16 protein-coding genes are annotated in these 17,958 nt (G+C 71.1%); 7 read left to right on the forward strand and 9 right to left on the reverse strand.

What is annotated here, in order from left to right:
- Nucleotides 1-6: 6 nt before the first annotated feature.
- Nucleotides 7-1,011 (reverse strand): phosphatidate cytidylyltransferase, encoded by a 1,005-nt coding sequence (locus tag ACAV_RS03725; RefSeq protein WP_013593239.1) that lies wholly within the window; start codon nt 1,009-1,011, stop codon nt 7-9.
- Nucleotides 1,012-1,014: 3 nt separating this feature from the next.
- Nucleotides 1,015-1,902: a lysophospholipid acyltransferase family protein gene (locus ACAV_RS03730; RefSeq protein ID WP_041828557.1), complete on the reverse strand. Its 888-nt coding sequence runs from the start codon at nt 1,900-1,902 to the stop codon at nt 1,015-1,017.
- Nucleotides 1,903-2,145: 243 nt separating this feature from the next.
- Here ACAV_RS03730 and ACAV_RS03735 point away from each other — a divergent pair, with 243 nt between their 5' ends.
- The 4 genes from ACAV_RS03735 (at nt 2,146) to ACAV_RS03750 (ending at nt 5,339) form a co-directional block, all read left to right on the forward strand.
- Entirely contained in the window at nt 2,146-3,156 is a 1,011-nt protein-coding gene (locus ACAV_RS03735) for a Bug family tripartite tricarboxylate transporter substrate binding protein (protein ID WP_013593241.1), read from the forward strand.
- On the forward strand, nt 3,153-3,530 hold the full coding sequence (locus ACAV_RS03740; RefSeq protein ID WP_013593242.1) for a cupin domain-containing protein: 378 nt from the start codon (nt 3,153-3,155) through the stop codon (nt 3,528-3,530). The genes ACAV_RS03735 and ACAV_RS03740 overlap by 4 nt, the downstream gene beginning before the upstream one ends.
- A complete protein-coding gene (locus ACAV_RS03745) occupies nt 3,527-4,336 on the forward strand; it encodes an HpcH/HpaI aldolase family protein (RefSeq protein ID WP_013593243.1) in 810 nt (269 codons plus the stop codon). Before ACAV_RS03740 ends, ACAV_RS03745 begins: the two co-directional genes overlap by 4 nt.
- Before the next feature lie 136 nt (nt 4,337-4,472).
- Nucleotides 4,473-5,339: an IclR family transcriptional regulator domain-containing protein gene (locus tag ACAV_RS03750; protein WP_013593245.1), complete on the forward strand. Its 867-nt coding sequence runs from the start codon at nt 4,473-4,475 to the stop codon at nt 5,337-5,339.
- Nucleotides 5,340-5,348: 9 nt separating this feature from the next.
- Here ACAV_RS03750 and mtgA read toward each other — a convergent pair whose 3' ends face one another.
- The 4 genes from mtgA to ACAV_RS03770 are packed head-to-tail and all read right to left on the reverse strand — an operon-like array spanning nt 5,349 to nt 9,959.
- The gene (gene mtgA, locus ACAV_RS03755; RefSeq protein WP_013593246.1) at nt 5,349-6,083 is read right to left on the reverse strand and encodes a monofunctional biosynthetic peptidoglycan transglycosylase; all 735 of its coding nucleotides are present in this window, start codon (nt 6,081-6,083) and stop codon (nt 5,349-5,351) included.
- Complete coding sequence (gene aroE / locus ACAV_RS03760; RefSeq protein WP_013593247.1) at nt 6,080-6,925, reverse strand: shikimate dehydrogenase; 846 nt, start codon at nt 6,923-6,925, stop codon at nt 6,080-6,082. Before aroE ends, mtgA begins: the two co-directional genes overlap by 4 nt.
- A gap of 50 nt (nt 6,926-6,975) precedes the next feature.
- Nucleotides 6,976-7,836: a TonB family protein gene (locus ACAV_RS03765; protein WP_013593248.1), complete on the reverse strand. Its 861-nt coding sequence runs from the start codon at nt 7,834-7,836 to the stop codon at nt 6,976-6,978.
- 41 nt (nt 7,837-7,877) lie between these two features.
- Complete coding sequence (locus tag ACAV_RS03770) at nt 7,878-9,959, reverse strand: ribonuclease catalytic domain-containing protein (RefSeq protein WP_013593249.1); 2,082 nt, start codon at nt 9,957-9,959, stop codon at nt 7,878-7,880.
- A 146-nt stretch (nt 9,960-10,105) separates the two neighbouring features.
- Between ACAV_RS03770 and ACAV_RS03775 the strand changes: the two genes are divergently transcribed.
- Nucleotides 10,106-11,773, forward strand: a complete 1,668-nt coding sequence (locus ACAV_RS03775; protein ID WP_013593250.1) for a Wzy polymerase domain-containing protein — start codon at nt 10,106-10,108, stop codon at nt 11,771-11,773.
- Between the two features lie 36 nt (nt 11,774-11,809).
- Here ACAV_RS03775 and ACAV_RS03780 read toward each other — a convergent pair whose 3' ends face one another.
- Nucleotides 11,810-12,406 carry a YqiA/YcfP family alpha/beta fold hydrolase gene (locus tag ACAV_RS03780; RefSeq protein ID WP_013593251.1) on the reverse strand — a complete coding sequence of 199 codons (597 nt, stop codon included), beginning with the start codon at nt 12,404-12,406 and terminating at the stop codon, nt 11,810-11,812.
- 117 nt (nt 12,407-12,523) lie between these two features.
- Between ACAV_RS03780 and rodA the strand changes: the two genes are divergently transcribed.
- Nucleotides 12,524-13,684: a rod shape-determining protein RodA gene (rodA, locus tag ACAV_RS03785; RefSeq protein ID WP_013593252.1), complete on the forward strand. Its 1,161-nt coding sequence runs from the start codon at nt 12,524-12,526 to the stop codon at nt 13,682-13,684.
- Nucleotides 13,685-13,703: 19 nt separating this feature from the next.
- Here rodA and ACAV_RS03790 read toward each other — a convergent pair whose 3' ends face one another.
- Nucleotides 13,704-15,077, reverse strand: coding sequence for an amidase (locus ACAV_RS03790; RefSeq protein ID WP_013593253.1), 1,374 nt, complete (start codon nt 15,075-15,077; stop codon nt 13,704-13,706).
- A 174-nt stretch (nt 15,078-15,251) separates the two neighbouring features.
- On the opposite strand from ACAV_RS03790, the gene tldD reads away from it, so the two are divergent.
- Complete coding sequence (gene tldD / locus ACAV_RS03795) at nt 15,252-16,712, forward strand: metalloprotease TldD (protein ID WP_013593254.1); 1,461 nt, start codon at nt 15,252-15,254, stop codon at nt 16,710-16,712.
- Nucleotides 16,713-16,823: 111 nt separating this feature from the next.
- Here tldD and ACAV_RS03800 read toward each other — a convergent pair whose 3' ends face one another.
- Complete coding sequence (locus ACAV_RS03800) at nt 16,824-17,831, reverse strand: hypothetical protein (RefSeq protein ID WP_013593255.1); 1,008 nt, start codon at nt 17,829-17,831, stop codon at nt 16,824-16,826.
- Between the last annotated feature and the right edge of the window lie 127 nt (nt 17,832-17,958).

A 17,958-nucleotide genomic window follows, 5' to 3' on the forward strand; every position in this document is an offset into this window, starting at 1 on the left:
TGCCGTTCAGAGGCCGAAGTACCAGCGGGCCGAATGGAAGAACACGGGGCCCGCGAAGCACAGCGCGTCCACGCGGTCCAGCAGGCCGCCGGCCCCGGTGGTGGACTGGCCCTGCAGGCCCCAGCTCGTCACGCCGCGGTCGCGCTTGAGCGCCTTCATCACGAGGTGGCCGAGCGTGCCGGCCAGGCAGGCCAGCAGCGCCATGCCCAGCGCCTGCCCCGCCTTGAAGGGGGTGATGAACGACAGCGCCACGCCCGCCAGGCCACCCACCGCGACGCCGACGGTCCAGCTCAGCCACTGGAAGCTCTGGCTCACCAGCGGGGCGACGGGGCGGTGCGGGAAGCGCCGGCCCAGCAGGTGCTGCGCGATGACGCTGGTCTGCACCACGGCCACGAGGAAGAAGACCAGGAAGGCGCCGCGCCCCTCGTAGTTCGGGAAATCGAGCAGCAGCAGCGCGGGCACGTGGCTCATGCCGTACACGCAGACCATGATGCCCCACTGCAGCTTGGCGTTGCGCTCCAGGAAGCGTTCCGGGTCGTTGGCCAGCGCGCTCGCCACCGGCAGCGCGAGGAAGACATAGACCGGAATGAACACCGTCAGCAGGTCGAACTTGCGCATTCCCACGATGGCGAACTGCAGCGGCAGCACGATGAAGAACGCCAGCGCGAGGCTGCGGTGGTCGCCCCGCCGCGTGGGCGAGAGCGTGATGAACTCGCGCAGCGCCAGGAAGGCGACGATGGCGAAGAGCACCGTGGCAACGGTATCGCCCAGGGCCCAGCCCACCCAGAACACCGTCGCCATGATCCACGACGTCTTCAGCAGGCTCCAGAAGCGGCGCCACTCCTGCTGGTGCACCTCGTGCGCGGCCTGGTCTTCGGGGCCGGGCCCGCGCGCCTCGCGCAGGGTCTGGAAGAACGCGTAGAGCGTCACCAGCGACAGCAGCCCGAACATGGCCACGAACAGCGCGCCGATCTGCTGCGTGGTAGTGAGGTGGCGCAGGAAGTCCATCATGGCTCACACCTCCCGCAGTGCGATCACCGCGCGCCGGGCGCGGTCGAGGAAGGCGCGCCGCTCTTCGCCCACGCCCAGTTCGATGGGCGCGCCGAAGGTCACGGAGCACAGGATGGGCACGGGCACCACCTCGCCCTTGGGCATCACCCGCTGGACGTTATGGATCCAGGCTGGCACGAGCACCACCTGCGGGAACATCTGCGCGAGCCGGTAGAGCCCGGACTTGAAGGGCTGGGGCTCGTCCCCGTGGCCGCGCGTGCCCTCGGGGAAGATCACGATGGAATCCCCGCTCTCCAGGGCCTGCACCAGCGGCGCGAGCGGATCGTCCGCGGGCAGCGCGGCGCGCAGGGCCTCGGGGTCCGGCGGCACGGGCGGCACCGGATCGGCGGCCGGTGCAACCGGTTCGGCCGGCGCGGGCGTGGACTGCGCCAGGAAGCCCTCGAGCGTGCCCTGGGCGGGTAGCGGGCCGGGCACGGAGGGCTCCGGCTGGGCGGGCAGTGTCGGGGCCGTGGGCGATGCAGGTTCCACGGAGGCCGGCAGGGGCGCTCCGGCTGCCGCCTGCATGTGGGGCTGGGGTGGCGCTTGCGGCGCAGGTCGCTGGCCGGGCGTGCCCGAAACCCGGTCCACGTACACCGCGTTGAAGACGGCCGTGGTCAGCCATTGCCGGAAAGGGCTCTTGGTCCAGTAGTCCTTCGCCGCGATGGGCCGGGTGATGCTGCGCAACTCCTGGGGCAGGGCGGCCCAGATCATCACCAGGTCGGCATGGCTCTGGTGGTTGGCGAAATAGATGCGCTGCTCGGCCTTGGGCGGGCAGCCATACCACCGGGCCTGCGAGCCGGTCAGCAGGCGTACCAGCCCGAGCAGGAAAAGGCTCATCAACTTGGACAGCATGGCCCGGATCATACGGGGGCGCTTTCCCTTCGAGCCCGTCACAGCGCTGCGAGCCCCATCCTGCCAATCCCGCAGGCCGGGAAGGGCCATGAATTGCGGAATGGGGGTAAATCGTTCCACTCTTCGGAATCCGGAAAGTTCGCCTCCTATTCGGCGAATATGGCTTCTAGACTCTGATCATGCGAACCAAAAAATGATTTTGGTATCGTATTGATCAAATTTACCAAAGAGGGAACCCTGAACATGCCGTCCAACCTCCTGCTGTCACGCCGCCACGCTCTCGCCCTGGGCCTGGGGAGCGCGGCCCTGCCCTGGCTCGCCCATGCGCAGGGGCCGCAGGGAGCGGGCAGCGGCGGCGACTTTCCTTCCCGGCCGATCCGGCTGGTGGTGCCCTTCGCGCCGGCGGGCTCGACGGACATCCTCGCACGGCTTCTCTCGAAGCAGCTCTTCCCCCACAGCGGCCAGCCCATCGTGGTGGAGAACGTCGCCGGCGCGGGCGGCAACCTGGGGGCCGCCGTGGTGGCGCGCGCACCGGCCGACGGCTATACCCTCGAGATCGGCGCGATGTCCACCCATGCAATGAACGGCAGCCTCTACCGGCAGCTGCCGTTCGATCCCATGAACGATTTCGACACCGTCGCCATGCTGGCCTACGCGATCAACGTGATCGCGGTGTCCGCCAGCATGCCGGTGCACACCTTCCCCGAACTGCTCGCCTACATCCGCGCCAACCCCGGCAAGATCAACTACGCCTCCGGGGGCATCGGCACGCACAACCACCTCACCCTGGCCCTGCTGGCCAAGACCGCGGGCCTGGACATCGTGCACGTGCCCTACAAAGGGGGCGGCCCCGCCGTGGCGGCCCTGGTGCAGGGAGAGTGCCAGATGTTCGCGGGTGGCGCCTCGCTGCTGCTGCCCCATGCGCAGGCCGGGAAGATCCGTCTCATCGCGGTGACCGAGAAGAACCGCACCGACCTGCTGCCCGGCGTGCCGAGCGTGTCCGAGACGCTCAAGGGCTTCGAGGTGACCAACTGGTATGGCGTGTTCGCGCCGCGCGGCCTCGAGCCCGCGCGCCGGGCGCAGCTCAACGAAGAGATCAACCGCGTCACCGCGCTGCCCGAGATCGCCGAGCGATTCCGGGGCCTGGGCATGGTGCGCTCCCCGCTGTCGCCGCTGCAGCTGCGCGCCGTGCTGCAGGCGGACCACGACCTGTGGTCCCGCACCATCCAATCCCTTCGCATCGCACCCGAATGACCCCCTCCGCCCCCGCCCCCCTGCCGCCCGAAGCGGCTGCCGTCCTGCACAGCGTCGACTGGAGCGCGCTGGAATGGGTGCCCGTGCGCCGCGGCATCGAACGCAAGGCGTTCGGCAGCGGCAACGTGACCCTGGCGCTGCACCGCCTGATGCCGGGGCACGAGCCCCGGCCGCATGCACACCCGAACGAACAGGTGATGTACATCCTGGCGGGGCAGCTGGACGTGCATGTGGACGGGCAGGTGGTCCGGCTGGGGCCCGGCGGGTTGCTGCTCATCCCGCCCCATGCGCTGCACTACGGAGTGGTGGTGGGCGACGAGCCCGTGCTCAACCTGGATGTCTTCACGCCCGCGCGGCCGGAATACCTCGCATGACCGGCATCGCCCCCTCGCTGCCTTCCGGGCCGTCTCCCGCGGCACGGCTGCGCAGCCGCATCCTGGCGCGCGACCGCCTGATGGCGACCTTCGTCAAGACGACCTCGCACCAGACGGTGGAGGTGCTCGCCGCCACCGGACTCGACACGCTCGTGCTCGATGCCGAGCATGCGCCGTTCGGCCCGGAAAGCCTGGACCGCAGCCTGCTCGCCGCCCATGCCTGCGCGCTGCCGGTGCTGGTGCGCGTGCCGTATCCGCGCGCCTCGGCGATCCAGCAGGCGCTGGACCTCGGCGCTGGCGGGGTGATGGTGCCGCACGTGGACGATGCCCGCATTGCCGAAGAGGTGGTGCGCGCCTCTCGTTACGGCCAGGGCGGCGCCAGGGGGTTCAGCACGTCCTCGCGCGCCGGGGGCTACGGCACCCGCGGCATGGCCGAGCACCTGCGTGCCAGCGATGCGCACACCTCGGTCATCGTGCAGATCGAAAGCGCCCGTGCCGTGGCCGAGGCGGCCGCCATCGCCGCCGTGCCGGGCGTGGATTGCCTGTTCGTCGGCCCGGCCGACCTGGCCGTGTCCCTCGGGGCGCAGGGGCTGGACGACCCGCGGGTGGCCGATGCGGTCGCGGCCGTGAGCGCCGCCGGGCTGTCCCAGGGGCGCGCGGTGGGCTGCTTCGTGCCCGATGTGCACGCCATCCCTCCGCTGGCTGCGCAGGGCATGTCGTTTTTCGTGGTGGGCTCCGACCAGGCCCTGCTGTGCCGGGCGGCGCGGCAGGTGCTGGCCGAGGCGACCGAGGCCGAGACGGCCTGAAGGCATCGGGACACCTGCCCATGAACCACCTGATTTCCGTTTCTCCAGCGCGCGTGACCGGGGGCCCGCGCGCAATCGCGTTCCCCGAATGCCCCCCGCATTCGCTGGCCTTCCATTTCCACAGAGAGAACAACCCATGAGTACCGAAGTCCGCTCCGTGCAACGTGCGCTGCTGATCCTGCGCGTCATGAACGAGCGCTCCACCTGGAGCCTGCAGGAACTGCATCAGCGCACGGGCCTCGCCAAGTCCACGCTGCACCGCCTGCTGGGCACGCTGGAGCACGAGAAATACGTGCGCAGCGATCCCCATGCCTACGGGCAATACCAGCTGACGCTGGCCGTGAGCAACCTCAGCAGCGGCGTGAACGAGAAGCTGCGCCTGGCCGAACTGGCAGCGCCGCTGATGATCACCGCCACGCGGCAGATCAAGTGGCCGCTGTCGCTCGCCGTGATCGACGGGCACCAGATGCGCGTGGTGTTCTGCACCATGCCCTACAGCCCCTATGCGATCCGCCCCTCCAGCCTGGGCCGGCGCTACGACCTGATCCCCTCGGCGCTGGGCCGTGCCTACCTCGCCTACTGCACCCGGGCCGAGCGCCGCATCCTCGTGGAGGCCGCCAACACCCATGGCGAGCCGCACCAGAAGATCACCGACATGTGGGCGCTGCGCCGGATCGTGCGGGAAACGCGCCGCCAGGGCTACGCCATCCGCTACGCGCGCAACAACTCCGAGAGCACGGCGTTCGCGGTGCCGGTGTTCGGTGGCGGCGTGCTGCGCGGCGCGCTGGTGTATTCCACCTTCGCGAGCCAGATGGACGACCGCATGCTCAAGCGTTTCCTCTCGCTCGTGCAGTCCACTGCATCGCGCATCGGCGAGGAAGCTGCGCAATCGTCGCAGCCCTCCGGCATGCCGATGCCGCCGCAGACGGCCGGCATCCTGGCCTCTCCGCAACCGGTGGCGTACGCCGGCTCCGTGTCGAACGCGCACCCCGTGGCGGCCTGAAGGCGCGATCTACGGCAGTTCCGCGCTGGCCATCCGTCCCAGGATCACGCGCGTGCGGCCCGACAGGTACGCCGAGCCCGGGTTCTTCTCGAAGCGCCTGGGCGCGGGCAGCATGACGGCGAGGCGCGCGGCCTCCGCGGCGCTCAACTGCGACGCGCTCTTGCGGAAGTAGCGCTGCGCCGCCGCCTCGGCGCCGAACACGCCTTCGCCCCATTCCACGCTGTTGAGGTAGATCTCCAGGATGCGCTGCTTGGAGAGCAGTTGCTCCAGCGCCAGCGTCAGCACGAACTCCTGGCCCTTGCGCAGCAGGTTGCGCTCGCCGGAGAGCAGCAGGTTCTTGGCGAGTTGCTGCGTGATGGTGGAGCCGCCCCGGATGCGCGCCGGGCGCACCGCACGCCCGGGCTGGGCATCCTGGAGCCGGGCGGCCTGGGCCTCGGCGCGGGCATTGCGCTCCCAGGCTTTCTCGATCGCGTTCCAGTCCACCCCGTCGTGGCTGACGAAGCCGTCGTCCTCCGAGGCGATCACCGCGCGCTTGAGCGTGTCCGCGATGCGGCCATAGGGCACCCACTCCTGGCGCCAGTGCAGTCCGTTGCCGCCGGCCACCTGGGCCCAGGCCTCGGAGCGCTGGAAGCTGGTGGACTGCGGATCGATGGCCGCCATCGCGGCGATGCGCAGCACGAAGAACAACTGCAGGGCCACGCCGGCCAGCAGCACGCAGCCGATCCAGCGCAGCAGGCCCTTCATAGCTGCGCGCGCAGTTCCTGCAGCACCTGCGCGGCCGGGGGACGCACGCCGCGCCAGACGGCGAACGCCTCGGCGGCCTGCTCCACCAGCATGCCCAGCCCGTCGCGCGGCACCGCGCCATGGGCGCGCGCCCAGTCCATGAAACCCTTCGCTGCGGGGCCGTACATCATGTCGTAGGCCAGCGTGCCCTCGCGCAGCACCGTGGCCGGCACGGGCACCTCGCCACCGGCCAGGCTGCTGGCCGTCGCGTTGATGACCACGTCGAAGCCGGCGCCGGGCTGGCCGATCGGCAGCGCCTCGAGCACCACCTGCCGGCTGGCCGCAAGGTCCGCATGCGCCTGCACCAGGGCCTGTGCGCGCGCTTCGGTGCGGTTCACCACGGTGATCCGCCGGGGGGCCTGCTCCAGCAGCGGGGCGAGCACGCCCGCGGCCGCGCCACCGGCACCCACGAGCAGCACGTCGCGGCCCGCGAGCGCCACGCCCGCATTGCCCACGATGTCGGCCACCAGGCCCAGGCCATCCGTGTTCTCGGCATGCACCGTGCCGTCGGCGCGGAAACTCAGGGTGTTGGCCGCTCCCGCGCGCCGCACGCGGTCGCTGGCGTGGGTCGCGAGCCGGGCCGCGTCGTGCTTGAACGGCACCGTCACGTTGCAGCCCGCCCCGCCGGCCGCCGAGAAATCGGCGAGCGCCTGGGCGAAGCCGTCGAGCGGCACCAGCCGCCGCGTGTAGTCGATCCGCTGGCCGGTGAGTTCGGCGAAGCGCGCATGGATCCACGGCGAGCGGCTGTGTTCCACGGGATGGCCCATCACGCAGTACACGTCCGGGGCGGATGTCGTCGTCATGGCGGCAGAGGGAGGGAAAGTCGTCGGGAAGGTGGGAGGTCCGGGGTGCGTCAGCGCACGCTGGTCTCCAGCGTCTGCTCGCGCGTGAACTTGAAGCGCGACACCACGGCGATCTGGTCGGCCTTGGCGCGCATCGCGGGGCTGAAGGTGCCGAAGGGACCGGATGCGCGCACGATGGCCTGTGCGCGCTGGTCCAGCAGGCGGTTGCCCGAACCCTGGACGATCTCGGTGTCGAGCACCTGGCCGTCGTGGTTCACGGTCACGATCATGGTCAGTTCGCCGTAGAGCTTCCGGCCGGCCTGCTCGGGGAAGCTTTCCGTGCCCTTGTCCTCGATCTTGCGGCGCAGCCCGTCGTAATAGACCGCATAGACCTCCTCGCGCGTGGCCGGGCTGATGTAGCGCTTCTTCGGGCGGGAGTTCTCCTCGTTGATGCGCTTTTCGATCTCTGCGAGCAGCTTCAGCAGCTGGCGGCGCCGCTCTTCCTGCTGCACGCGGTCGGTGTTCGGGCTCTGGTCGCGCGGGTCGGGCGGGGGCATGGTCGCCAGCTGCTTGCGCAACTGCGCCAGCATCTGGGCCTGCTGCTCCTGCATGGCATCGAGCTTGCGCTGCGCCTCCTCGAAGTCCTCGCCCACCTGGGTGATGGCGGAGTAGGGCAGGGGGCTGGTCGCGCGGCCCTTGTCCGCGTCGCCGCCGCCCGCGAGCGAGGATTGCGCGATGGCCTGGGCCTTCTCGGGGCGCTCGTTGGACTTGGCGTTCACCAGGATCACTTCCAGCGGCGTGTCCTGGAAGACGCGGTTGAAGCCTTCCGGGTCGATGAAGCGCGCCGACAGCAGCACGGCGTGCACGGCCACCGAGAAGGCGAGCGCGATCTGCAGCGTGCTGAAGCGTTGGAGGAGGGCGGGGAGTCTCACGGCGGCCGATTATGCGGGTGGAGCGGCGTGGCCGGCAGCGTTCAGGACGCTGCGGGCGCTGCGTTCGTTCCCTCGGCCTCGTTGACGTCCACCGCGATGGCGATCGGGCCGGCCACGGCCTCCTCGTCGTCGCCCTCGGGCTCGCTGGCGAGGGCGTCGTCCGTCGGGTCGGCCGGATCGTCCAGGCGCTCGACCACCGTGCCGTTCACGTCCAGGGTGATGTCGTCGATCTCGCCCAGCTTCACGCGCACGCGCGCCCCGCGGGGCAGCGCCTGGGCGCCCAGCACGGGCAGCACCAGCGGCAGTTCGTCCGCGCGCACCAGGTAGCTGCCGCCGCCGCCGTCCTTGATCACGCTGGCATCGATTTCGGCGATGTTGTTCTGGCGAAGGTGCTGCAGCGTCCAGAAGCGCTCCATGCCGGCCTGGTAGCCGTTGTAGGCACTGTAGGCCGCGTCGAAGCTGCTGATGATGGAGAACAGGTCCGCGTCCTTGGGCTTGAACGGTGCGGCCAGCGCGGCCGTCCTGCCGTGGCGCACGCAGGCGATGATCTGCCACTGGTTCACCAGATCGACGTAGCGGCGCAGCGGCGAGGTCGCCCACGCATAGCTCTTCACGCCGATGCCCGCATGGGGCAGGGCCTTGGTGCCCATGCGCACCTTCATGCCGGGCGCGAGGCTCGCCTGGCTGCGGTAGATGCCGGGCACGCCGTGGTCGGCCAGCAGGCCGCCCCAGGTGCTGTTGGCCACGATGGCGGCCTCGGCCACGATCAGGTCCAGCGGCGCGCCGCGGCGGCGCGTGGTGATCGAGACGGTCTCGGCGCCGGTCGGCTCGCCGCCCTCGGGCACGCCCGCAAGGCGGAAGTTGTAATCGGGCCGGTTGAAAGTCTCCGGCTTGCCACGCACCACCTCGCGCTGCGCCTTGAGCTTGCGCGCCAGTCGGTGCAGGAACGACAGCTCGGCCCGGCGCTCCAGCAGCGCGGCGGGCGTGCCCTCCACCTCCACGGACGGGTCCTGCAGCCACTCCTCGGTGACGATGTGGTCCAGCCGGTCGTGGCGCAGGTTCACGGCGACGGGCACGCGTTCGAGCTTCGTCTCCGTGCCCGTGATCTCCAGCGTGGCCTCGTCGATGGACACGTAGAGCGAGACGGCGGGGTTCGCGCGGCCTTCGTCCAGCGTGTAGATCTGCACCACCTCGTCCGGCAGCATGGTGATCTTGTAGCCCGGCATGTAGACGGTGGACAGCCGCTGCCGGCCGAGCTGGTCGAGCGGGGAGCCCGGCACGATCGCCAGCCCGGGCGCGGCGATGTGGATGCCCAGCACCACCGTGCCGGTGCCCAGGCCCTGCACCGAAAGCGCGTCGTCGATCTCGGTGGTCTGCGAGTCGTCGATCGAATAGGCCTGCACCGGCGCCAGCGGCAGGTCGGCCGGCGGCTGGGGCGCCGTGAGCGACGGAAAGCCCGTGCCCTTGGGGAAGTTGTCGAACAGGAAGCGCTTCCAGTGGAACTGGTAGGGCGAATCGATGGCGCCGGCCTGCTGCAGCAGATCGAGCGGCGCCTTGTGCGTGGCGCGGCTGGCTTCCACCACCGCCTTGTATTCGGGCGCGTTCTTGTCGGGCCGGAACAGGATCCTGTAGAGCTGCTCGCGGATCGGCTGCGGGCATTCGCCGCGGCCCAGCTGCTCCGCCCAGGCGGCGATCTGCTCCTGGATCAGGCGCTTTTTCTCGATGCCGGCCAGCGCCTGCTGCAGGATCTCGGCCGGTGCCTTCTTGAAGCGGCCCTTGCCGGCGCGGCGGAAGTAGTGCGGCGCCTCGTAGAGCGCGAACAGCGCGCCCGCCTGCTGGGCCAGCGTGGCGTTGTCGGAGAAATAGTCGCGGGCGAGGTCGGCGAAACCGAATTCCTCTTCCGGCGCGAATTCCCAGGCCAGGGGCAGCTCGATGGTTGCGGCCAGGGCCTGGCCCTCGCGCAGCAGGTCGGCCGGGGCCGGCTTCTCGAATTTCAGCAGGATGTGGGCGGCCTTCACCTTCACCCGCTTGCCCGATTCGAGCTCGATCTGGGCCGAGCTTTCCGCTTCGGACAGGATGCGGCCGGCCAGGAACTTGCCGGCTTCTTCAAACAGTGCGTGCATGGCGGGATTGTCCCATGGGCCGCGCACCCGGCCGGCCCGGCGCGGCAGGAGCCGCCGGGCGCCCTATGATCTGGCGCTCGCCAGCGCCTGCCGCGCGCTCCCTTTTTCGCGACCGACCCCGCCCGCTTCCGCGTCCCTCCCATCCGATGACCGCGCCCGCGCAATCCCCCTGGCTTTCGCCCCTGCTCGCCTGCAGCGCCGCCGTGGCCATCGCGCTGCCCTTCCTGTACGGGCACACGACCCCGCCGCTGTCCAACTTCTGGCCCCTGGCCGTTTCCGGACTGTGCGCCTTCACGGTGGCGGCCGCCCTGGTCGCCGCCTGGTCGCGCCAGCCGGCCGGCGCAGCGGGCGACGCCCTGCGCCAGGGGGCGGCCCGGACGGTGGCGGCCGGCATGCTGCTTGCCGGCCTGCTGGGTGCCGCCATCGGCCTGGCCCAGTTCTTCTGGGGCGATCCCGGCTGGGCGCCCTGGATCTATCCTTCCACGCACGGTGTCGCCATGGGCAACCTGCGCCAGCGCAACCAGCAGGCCACGCTGCTGTGCATGGGCGCCTGGGCGCTCGCCTGGTGGGTGGCGCGCACCCACCAGGCACCGCAGGGTGGCGAGGCCCGGCGCCTGCGGCCCGCCTCCGTGGCGCTGGCACTGCTCGCCTTCTGGGCGCTCGCGCTGCTCGCGGCCGGCGCGGCGGCCACGGCATCGCGCACCGGGGCACTGGAATGGGGCTGCATGCTGGTCCTGCTGCTGCTCTGGCGCCGCTCCCTGGGCGCACCGGCCCTGGCCCTCGGCATGGCGGGCATCGCGCTCTATGCCCTGTTCTCCGGGCTGCTGCCCATCCTGCTGGAGCGCTGGACAGGCTTCGCCATGGACGGCCTGTTCGCACGCCTGTCGGCGCCCGAGCATGCCTGCGACAACCGCCGCGTGCTCTGGTCGAACGTGCTGCACCTGATCGCCCAGCGGCCCTGGACGGGCTGGGGATGGGGAGAACTCTCCTACGCCCACTACATCACCCAGTACCCCGGCAAGCGCTTCTGCCTGCTGGTGGACAACGCCCACGACCTGCCGCTGCACCTGGCCGTGGAGCTGGGCCTGCCGTTCGCCCTGGCCGCCTGCGGCCTGGCGCTCTGGCTCGTGTGGCGCGCGCGGCCCTGGCGGGAAACCGACCCGGCCCGGCAGCTCGCCTGGGGGCTGCTGGCCATCGTCGGCGTGCACAGCCTGCTGGAATTTCCGCTCTGGTACGGGCCGTTCCAGCTGGTGACCGTCTGCGCGCTCGCGCTGCTGTGGCCCCGCTGCTGGCGGATGCCGGCGCGCGCGGCCCTGCGCGTCCCGCTGTTGTGCGCCGCCGGGCTGGCGGCGGGCCTCTGGCTGGCCGGCATCGCGCTGCTGGTGCGCGACTACCACCGCGTCTCGCAGCTCTACCTGGCCGTGGACCAGCGCGATCCCGCCTTCCGGGACGACACCGCGCGGCGCGTCGCCGACTCCACCGTCTTCTTCCGCGACACCCTGGATTTCGCCGTGCTCACCACCCTGCAGCCCACGCGGCACAACGCGGCACGCGTGCACGCCCTCGCCAGCCGGTTGCTGCATTACTCGCCCGAGCCCCGCGTCATCGAGGCGCTCATCGACAGCGCCACACGGCTCGGCCTGGACGGCGAGGCCGACTTCCATACGCGGCGCTACCGCGATGTGTATCCGCAGGAATATGCCAGCTGGCTGGCCAAGCGGCCGGCGCCGGCTGCTGCCGTTCAGCCGGCGACGAGCCCTTCCGGACCGCGGCCGGGCCTTCTCGGGCCGCGGCCGAGCCGTCCCCTGCGCTGATCCCGGACGGCGGATGCAGTTGGCCCGGCGGGTGGACTATTCCACCAGGCCGCAGAACGCCACCACTTCGCCGAGGTGGTCCGGGAACGTGCTCAGCGCGTGGTCGCCCCCTTCGAGCAGCCGCACCTGCGCGCCGGCATGGCGGGCCGCCATTTCACGCCAGTCCAGCAGCTCGTCGCCCTTGGCGATGATGGCCAGCTTCCGGCCGGCCGGGGGAAGGCCCCGCACGTCCAGCGCCCGGAGTTCGGCGATGTATTCCGGGCGGAAATAGAAGTGCTCCGCGGGGTCGTGCCACGCCGTCTGCTCGCCGATGTAGCGCTCCAGGTCCCGGGCCGGGTCCACCGCCGGGTTCAGCACCACGCTCGTGCAGCCCGGTTTCTGCTGGGCCACCCAGCTCGCGTAGAACCCGCCCAGCGAGGAGCCCACCACGGCCATGCGCTGCGCGGGCCAGTCCGCGATGCCCTGTGCGACCAGCGCCATCGCCTCCCGGGGCGACGGGGGCAACTGCGGGCACCAGAAGTGCGCGTCCGGCCGGTGTGCCGCCATCCATTGCGCCATCTGCTGCGCCTTGGCCGAGCGGGGGGACGAACGGAAACCGTGCAGGTAGAGCAGGTGGGTGGTGGCGTGCGGCATGGGACGTCGGATGGGAAAGTGCGCGGAGCGGTCGGTGGGGGCGGGAGGGCCCCGGGGCGTACCGGGCATTGTGCCGCCGGCCGGCTCCCGCGGGGCGGCCGCCGATAATGGCGCCCCATGTCCGCCGTTTTCGACAAGCCTTCCCTGCCGCAGCGCATCCTGCCCCTGTTCCGGGGCTTCGACTGGCCGCTCATCGCGGTGCTGCTGCTGCTGTCGTCGATCGGGCTGGTGGCCATGTATTCCTCGGGCTACGACCACGGCACCCGCTTCTACGACCACGGCCGCAACATGGTCCTGGCGGCGGGCATCCTCTTCGCCGTCGCGCAGATCCCCCCGCAGCGCCTCATGGCCCTGGCGGTGCCGCTCTACGCGGCGGGCGTCGCCCTGCTGGTGGCGGTGGCGATGTTCGGCATCATCAAGAAGGGAGCCCAGCGCTGGATCAACGTGGGCATCGTGATCCAGCCGAGCGAGATCCTCAAGATCGCCATGCCGCTCATGCTGGCCTGGTGGTTCCAGAAGCGCGAGGGACAACTGCGTCCGCTGGATTTCGCGGTGGCCGGCGTGCTGCTCGCCGTGCCCGTGGGCCTCATCATGAAGCAGCCCGACCTGGGCACCTCGCTGCTGGTGCTGGCGGCCGGGCTGTCGGTCATCTTCTTCGCGGGACTGCCCTGGAAGCTGGTGCTGCCCCCGGTGATCCTCGGCGGCATCGGCATCGCCCTCATCGTGTGGTTCGAGCCGCAGTTGTGCGCGGACGGCATGCGCTGGCCGGTGCTGCACGACTACCAGCAGCAGCGCATCTGCACGCTGCTCGATCCCACGCGCGATCCGCTGGGCAAGGGCTTCCACATCATCCAGGGCATGATCGCCATCGGCTCGGGCGGTGTCTGGGGCAAGGGCTTCATGGCCGGCACGCAGACCCACCTGGAATTCATCCCCGAGCGCACCACCGACTTCATCTTCGCGGCCTATTCCGAGGAGTTCGGCCTGGTGGGCAACCTGTTCCTGATCTTCTGCATGCTGCTGCTCGTCTGGCGCGGGCTGGCCATCGCCCTGGGCGCGACCACGCTCTTCTCGCGGCTGATGGCCGGCGCCGTGTCGATGATCTTCTTCACCTATGCCTTCGTGAACATGGGCATGGTGAGCGGCATCCTGCCCGTGGTGGGCGTGCCGCTGCCCTTCGTGAGCTACGGCGGCACGGCCATGGTCACGCTGGGGCTGGCGCTGGGCGTGCTGATGTCCATCGCCCGCGCGCAGCGGCAGCCGCTGGCCCCGGCCTGAGGCTGGCGGCCCGCGGCTCTCAGGCCGCGCGCAGGCAGGCTTCCACGGCGCGGCCCACCTGCAGGATGCGGGCATCCGCGCCGTGCAGCCCCGACACCGACAGCCCCACCGGCAGTTCGCCCGGGGCCTCGCAGGGCAGCGACAGCGCGCATCCGTCCAGGAAATTGATCACCGACGTGTTGCGCAGCACCAGGGCGTTGGTGGCGAAGAACCGGGCGTCGTCCTGTTCCAGCGGTCCGCGCAGCGGCGCGCGCACCGCCACCGTGGGCATCAGCCAGGCGTCCAGGTGGCCCAGGCGCTCCTGAGCGGCGGCCTGCAGCCGGGCGCGGGCATCCTGCACATCGATGTAATCCGCGGCCAGTATGGACTCCCCCCGCCGGGTCCGCTGCGCCACGCGCGGGTCGTAGCGGGCCGCCGTAGAGGCGTCCACGAGGCGTGCGCGGTGCACCTGCCAGGCCTCCGCCGCGATCAGCCCGCCCGCCGCGTTGATGCGCGGCAGCGCGTGCAGCTCCGGGAAGGCCACCCGTTCGATGCGTGCCCCCGCCGCGGAAAGCCGGCGCAGCGCGCTCTCGAACGCGGCGGCCACCTCGGGCTCCAGGCCGTCCATGACCAAATCCTGCACCACCCCCAGCCGCATCCCGGCCAGGGGCCGGGCACCGGCAGGGTCGGCGTCGCTTCCCTCGCCCGACAGCACCGCGTCCAGGATCGCGCAGCAATCCACGCTGCGCGCCAGCGGGCCGATGGAGTCGAGGCTGCGCGAGAGCGGGTATGCGCCCGCGAGCGGCACCCGCCGCGCCGTCGGCTTGAAGCCCGTGAGCCCGCAGAACGCCGACGGAATGCGGATGGATCCGCCCGTGTCCGTGCCCAGCGCCGCGGCGGCCAGGTCCAGTGCCACCGTGGCCGCCGCGCCGGAGCTCGATCCGCCGGTGACGCGGCCGGCATCCCGCGGGTTCGCCGGCGTGCCGTGGTGGGGATTGAGGCCCAGGCCGGAAAAGGCGAACTCGCTCATGTTGGTGCGGCCCAGCAGGACGGCCCCCGCGGCGCGCAACCGGGCCACGGCGACCGCGTCGTGCGCGGCAGGCCCGGTATCCGCCAGCACGGCGGAGCCGGCGCGCGTCACCTGACCCCGCACGTCGAACAGGTCCTTGACCGATACCGGCAGCCCGGCGAGCGGGGAGGGCACGTGGCCCGCGGCACGGGCCAGGTCGCTCGCCCGGGCCGCCAGCCGCGCGGCCAGCGCATCCACTTCGCCGACATAGGCGGCACCTCCGCCGGCACGGTGCGCCGCGATGCGCTCCAGTGCCGCCTCCACCAGGGCCTCGCTCGTCGTGGCGCCCTCGGCCAGGGAGCGGGCGAGTTCGCGGATCGTGGGAAGGGTGGAGCGGTCGGACATGGGCGGCGGTCTCCTGGGCTGTGCCGGATGGTTGAAGCAGGGAAAGGGCTGACCGTGCATTCTTGCAGGCCGGCGCTGCACCCCGGCCCCGGACAGGTCCCGAGAGGCCACGACGGCATGCGGGGTGTGGCGCTGCCGCGGACGGGCGGCGGCGGGCCCTTCTAGAATCCCCGCATGATCTCCCGCGAACCGACCATCGAACGCCTGTCCATCGCCCGCCAGCTGCTGCTGGAACCCTTCGGGCTGGACGAAACCCACCTGGCGCGCGCGCTGTCGGACATCCGGGCCCACCGGGTGGACGACGCCGACCTCTACTTCCAGTACACCCGCAGCGAGGGCTGGAGCCTGGAAGAAGGCATCGTCAAGACCGGCTCTTTCAGCATCGACCAGGGCGTGGGCGTGCGGGCCGTGAGCGGCGAGAAGACGGCGTTCGCCTATTCGGACGACATCTCCGAGGCCTCGCTGCGCGACGCGGCGCACACGGTGCGCTCCATCGCCGCGGCGGCGCAGCAGGGCCGCGCGAAGGTCGCCGCGCGCAAGGTCGCGGCCAGCCGCTCCCTCTATCCCGACCTCGACCCGATCACCACGCTCGACAGCACGGCCAAGGTGGCGCTGCTCGAAAAGGTGGAGCAGCGCGCCCGCGCCAAGGACCCGCGCGTGGCGCAGGTCATGGCCGGCCTGGCGAGCGAATACGACGTGGTGCTGGTGGCGCGTGCCGACGGCACGCTCGCGGCCGACGTGCGCCCCCTGGTGCGCCTGTCCCTGACCGTGATCGCCGAGCAGGGCGGCCGCCGCGAGATGGGCTCCGCCGGCGGCGGCGGCCGCTTCGGCCTGGCCTACTTCGACGACGGGCAGATCGGCCGCTACGTGGACGAGGCCGTGAACGCGGCCCTGGTCAACCTGGAGGCCCGCCCGGCGCCCGCCGGCGAGATGACCGTGGTGCTCGGCCCCGGCTGGCCCGGCATCCTGCTGCACGAGGCCGTGGGCCACGGCCTGGAGGGCGACTTCAACCGCAAGGGATCGAGCGCTTTCAGCGGGCGCATCGGCCAGCGCGTGGCCGCCAAGGGCGTCACGGTGCTGGACGACGGCACCATCGCCGACCGCCGCGGTTCGCTCAACGTGGACGACGAAGGCCATGCCAGCCAGCGCAACGTGCTCATCGAGGACGGCATCCTCCGGGGTTACATCCAGGATTCGCTCAATGCCCGCCTGATGGGCGTGGCCCCCACGGGCAACGGCCGCCGCGAAAGCTACGCCCACATCCCCATGCCCCGCATGACCAACACCTACATGCTGGGCGGCGACAAGGACCCGGCCGAGATCGTGGCCAGCATCCAGCGCGGCCTCTATGCCACCAACTTCGGCGGCGGCCAGGTGGACATCACGAGCGGCAAGTTCGTGTTCTCCGCCAGCGAGGCTTACTGGGTGGAAAACGGCAAGATCCTCTACCCCGTCAAGGGCGCCACCATCGTCGGCAGCGGCCCGGAATCCCTCAAGCGCGTGAGCATGATCGGCAACGACATGGCGCTCGACAGCGGTGTCGGCACCTGCGGCAAGGAAGGCCAGAGCGTGCCCGTGGGTGTGGGCCAGCCCACGCTGCGCATCGACGGGCTGACCGTCGGCGGAACGGCCTGAGAGCAGGTTGCCGCCCGGCGCGCAGTGCGCGTGGGCAGCGAAAAGCCCGGCGGTGAACGCGTCACCGGCCGGGCTTTTTTCTTCGCCGCGGGGCGGCCCCGCAGGACCGCGTCAGGCCGCGACCACCACGCCCACGGGGCGCTGGCGACGGAAGCCCAGCACCCCGGCGCCAGCGGCGACCAGGGCGCCGATCAGCAGCACCACCAGGGTGCCCCAGGAGCCGCGCGCCACGTTCTTCGCGGCTTCGGCGCCGGCCTCGCGGGCCTTTTGCTCGGCCTGCTGCTTGGCTTCCTCGAGCTTGGCGCGGGCCTGGTTGTAGGTCTGCTCGTAGTTGCTGGCGATCTGCTCGGCCTCGGCGCGGGACTTGCCCGTGCGCGCCACGATGATGTTCACCAGCGCTTCCTTGTCGGCGGCGTTCAGCACCCGCTCGCCGCGCTGCATCACGCTGGCCAGCCAGCTCTTCGCATCCACGTCGGCGGTCTGCGGGGCCTGCGCCGCGCTGCTGGCACTGGCCTGGGCCTGACTGGCGGCGGCCTGGGCCTCGTTCTTCAGGTTTTCGGGCTGCAGTTCCGGCTTGCCGCTCTGGCGCAGCAGCTTTTCGAGTTCAGCCTGCAGGCTGTTCGCATCCAGCGAGATGCCGGCCTGGTCGAGCTGGCGCTGGACCACGTTGCCCAGCGCCGGAGCCGCCGCGGAAACCCCCGCACCGGCCACGGCACCCACCGTGGTCAGTCCGGTTTTCGCTGCACCACCCGCTGCGTTGAGGGCCGTGCCCGTGGCGCTGACGACCAGGTACACGGTCACCAGCATCGTCATGCCCCAGGCCAGCAGGCCGTGCAGGGCGCCCGAGCGGCGCGCGAAATAGCCCGCCACGAAGCCGCCGACGGCGATGGCCAGCAGCGTCGTCACCCCGGCCCAGATCCCGGCGCCCACGCCGAAGCCGCTGAAGGGATTGCGGTCGCCCATGGGGTCGATCGCCGACGCGCCGATGGCCGTGCCGAGCACGGAAAGCACGAGATAGACGATCAGCGACAGGACGAGCCCGGCGAAGACGGCGCCCCAGGAAACGTTGGGCACCCCGAGGCGCTCCTCGTGGATGACGGCGGTGGTATGGACGGACATGGCAACTCCTCAGGTAGGTATGCACGGCGCCGGGCACCGTGGTGATGGCGACTCGGCGGCCACGCTGTCACCGTGTCGCACCGTGATCCGCGGCTTCTGCCCGGATGCTGTCGAGCTTAGGAAGTGC

This window comes from Paracidovorax avenae ATCC 19860 (genome assembly GCF_000176855.2).
Taxonomy (GTDB): Bacteria; Pseudomonadota; Gammaproteobacteria; order Burkholderiales; family Burkholderiaceae_C; genus Paracidovorax; species Paracidovorax avenae.

What these genes read in the sequence shown, in the direction of transcription:
- ACAV_RS03725 (WP_013593239.1), bottom strand. Translation starts at nt 1,011, where the DNA reads ATGATGGACTTCCTGCGCCACCTCACTACCACGCAGCAGATCGGCGCG.
- ACAV_RS03730 (WP_041828557.1), bottom strand. Translation starts at nt 1,902, where the DNA reads ATGCTGTCCAAGTTGATGAGCCTTTTCCTGCTCGGGCTGGTACGCCTG.
- ACAV_RS03735 (WP_013593241.1), top strand. Translation starts at nt 2,146, where the DNA reads ATGCCGTCCAACCTCCTGCTGTCACGCCGCCACGCTCTCGCCCTGGGC.
- ACAV_RS03740 (WP_013593242.1), top strand. Translation starts at nt 3,153, where the DNA reads ATGACCCCCTCCGCCCCCGCCCCCCTGCCGCCCGAAGCGGCTGCCGTC.
- ACAV_RS03745 (WP_013593243.1), top strand. Translation starts at nt 3,527, where the DNA reads ATGACCGGCATCGCCCCCTCGCTGCCTTCCGGGCCGTCTCCCGCGGCA.
- ACAV_RS03750 (WP_013593245.1), top strand. Translation starts at nt 4,473, where the DNA reads ATGAGTACCGAAGTCCGCTCCGTGCAACGTGCGCTGCTGATCCTGCGC.
- mtgA (WP_013593246.1), bottom strand. Translation starts at nt 6,083, where the DNA reads ATGAAGGGCCTGCTGCGCTGGATCGGCTGCGTGCTGCTGGCCGGCGTG.
- aroE (WP_013593247.1), bottom strand. Translation starts at nt 6,925, where the DNA reads ATGACGACGACATCCGCCCCGGACGTGTACTGCGTGATGGGCCATCCC.
- ACAV_RS03770 (WP_013593249.1), bottom strand. Translation starts at nt 9,959, where the DNA reads ATGCACGCACTGTTTGAAGAAGCCGGCAAGTTCCTGGCCGGCCGCATC.
- ACAV_RS03775 (WP_013593250.1), top strand. Translation starts at nt 10,106, where the DNA reads ATGACCGCGCCCGCGCAATCCCCCTGGCTTTCGCCCCTGCTCGCCTGC.
- ACAV_RS03780 (WP_013593251.1), bottom strand. Translation starts at nt 12,406, where the DNA reads ATGCCGCACGCCACCACCCACCTGCTCTACCTGCACGGTTTCCGTTCG.
- rodA (WP_013593252.1), top strand. Translation starts at nt 12,524, where the DNA reads ATGTCCGCCGTTTTCGACAAGCCTTCCCTGCCGCAGCGCATCCTGCCC.
- ACAV_RS03790 (WP_013593253.1), bottom strand. Translation starts at nt 15,077, where the DNA reads ATGTCCGACCGCTCCACCCTTCCCACGATCCGCGAACTCGCCCGCTCC.
- tldD (WP_013593254.1), top strand. Translation starts at nt 15,252, where the DNA reads ATGATCTCCCGCGAACCGACCATCGAACGCCTGTCCATCGCCCGCCAG.
- ACAV_RS03800 (WP_013593255.1), bottom strand. Translation starts at nt 17,831, where the DNA reads ATGTCCGTCCATACCACCGCCGTCATCCACGAGGAGCGCCTCGGGGTG.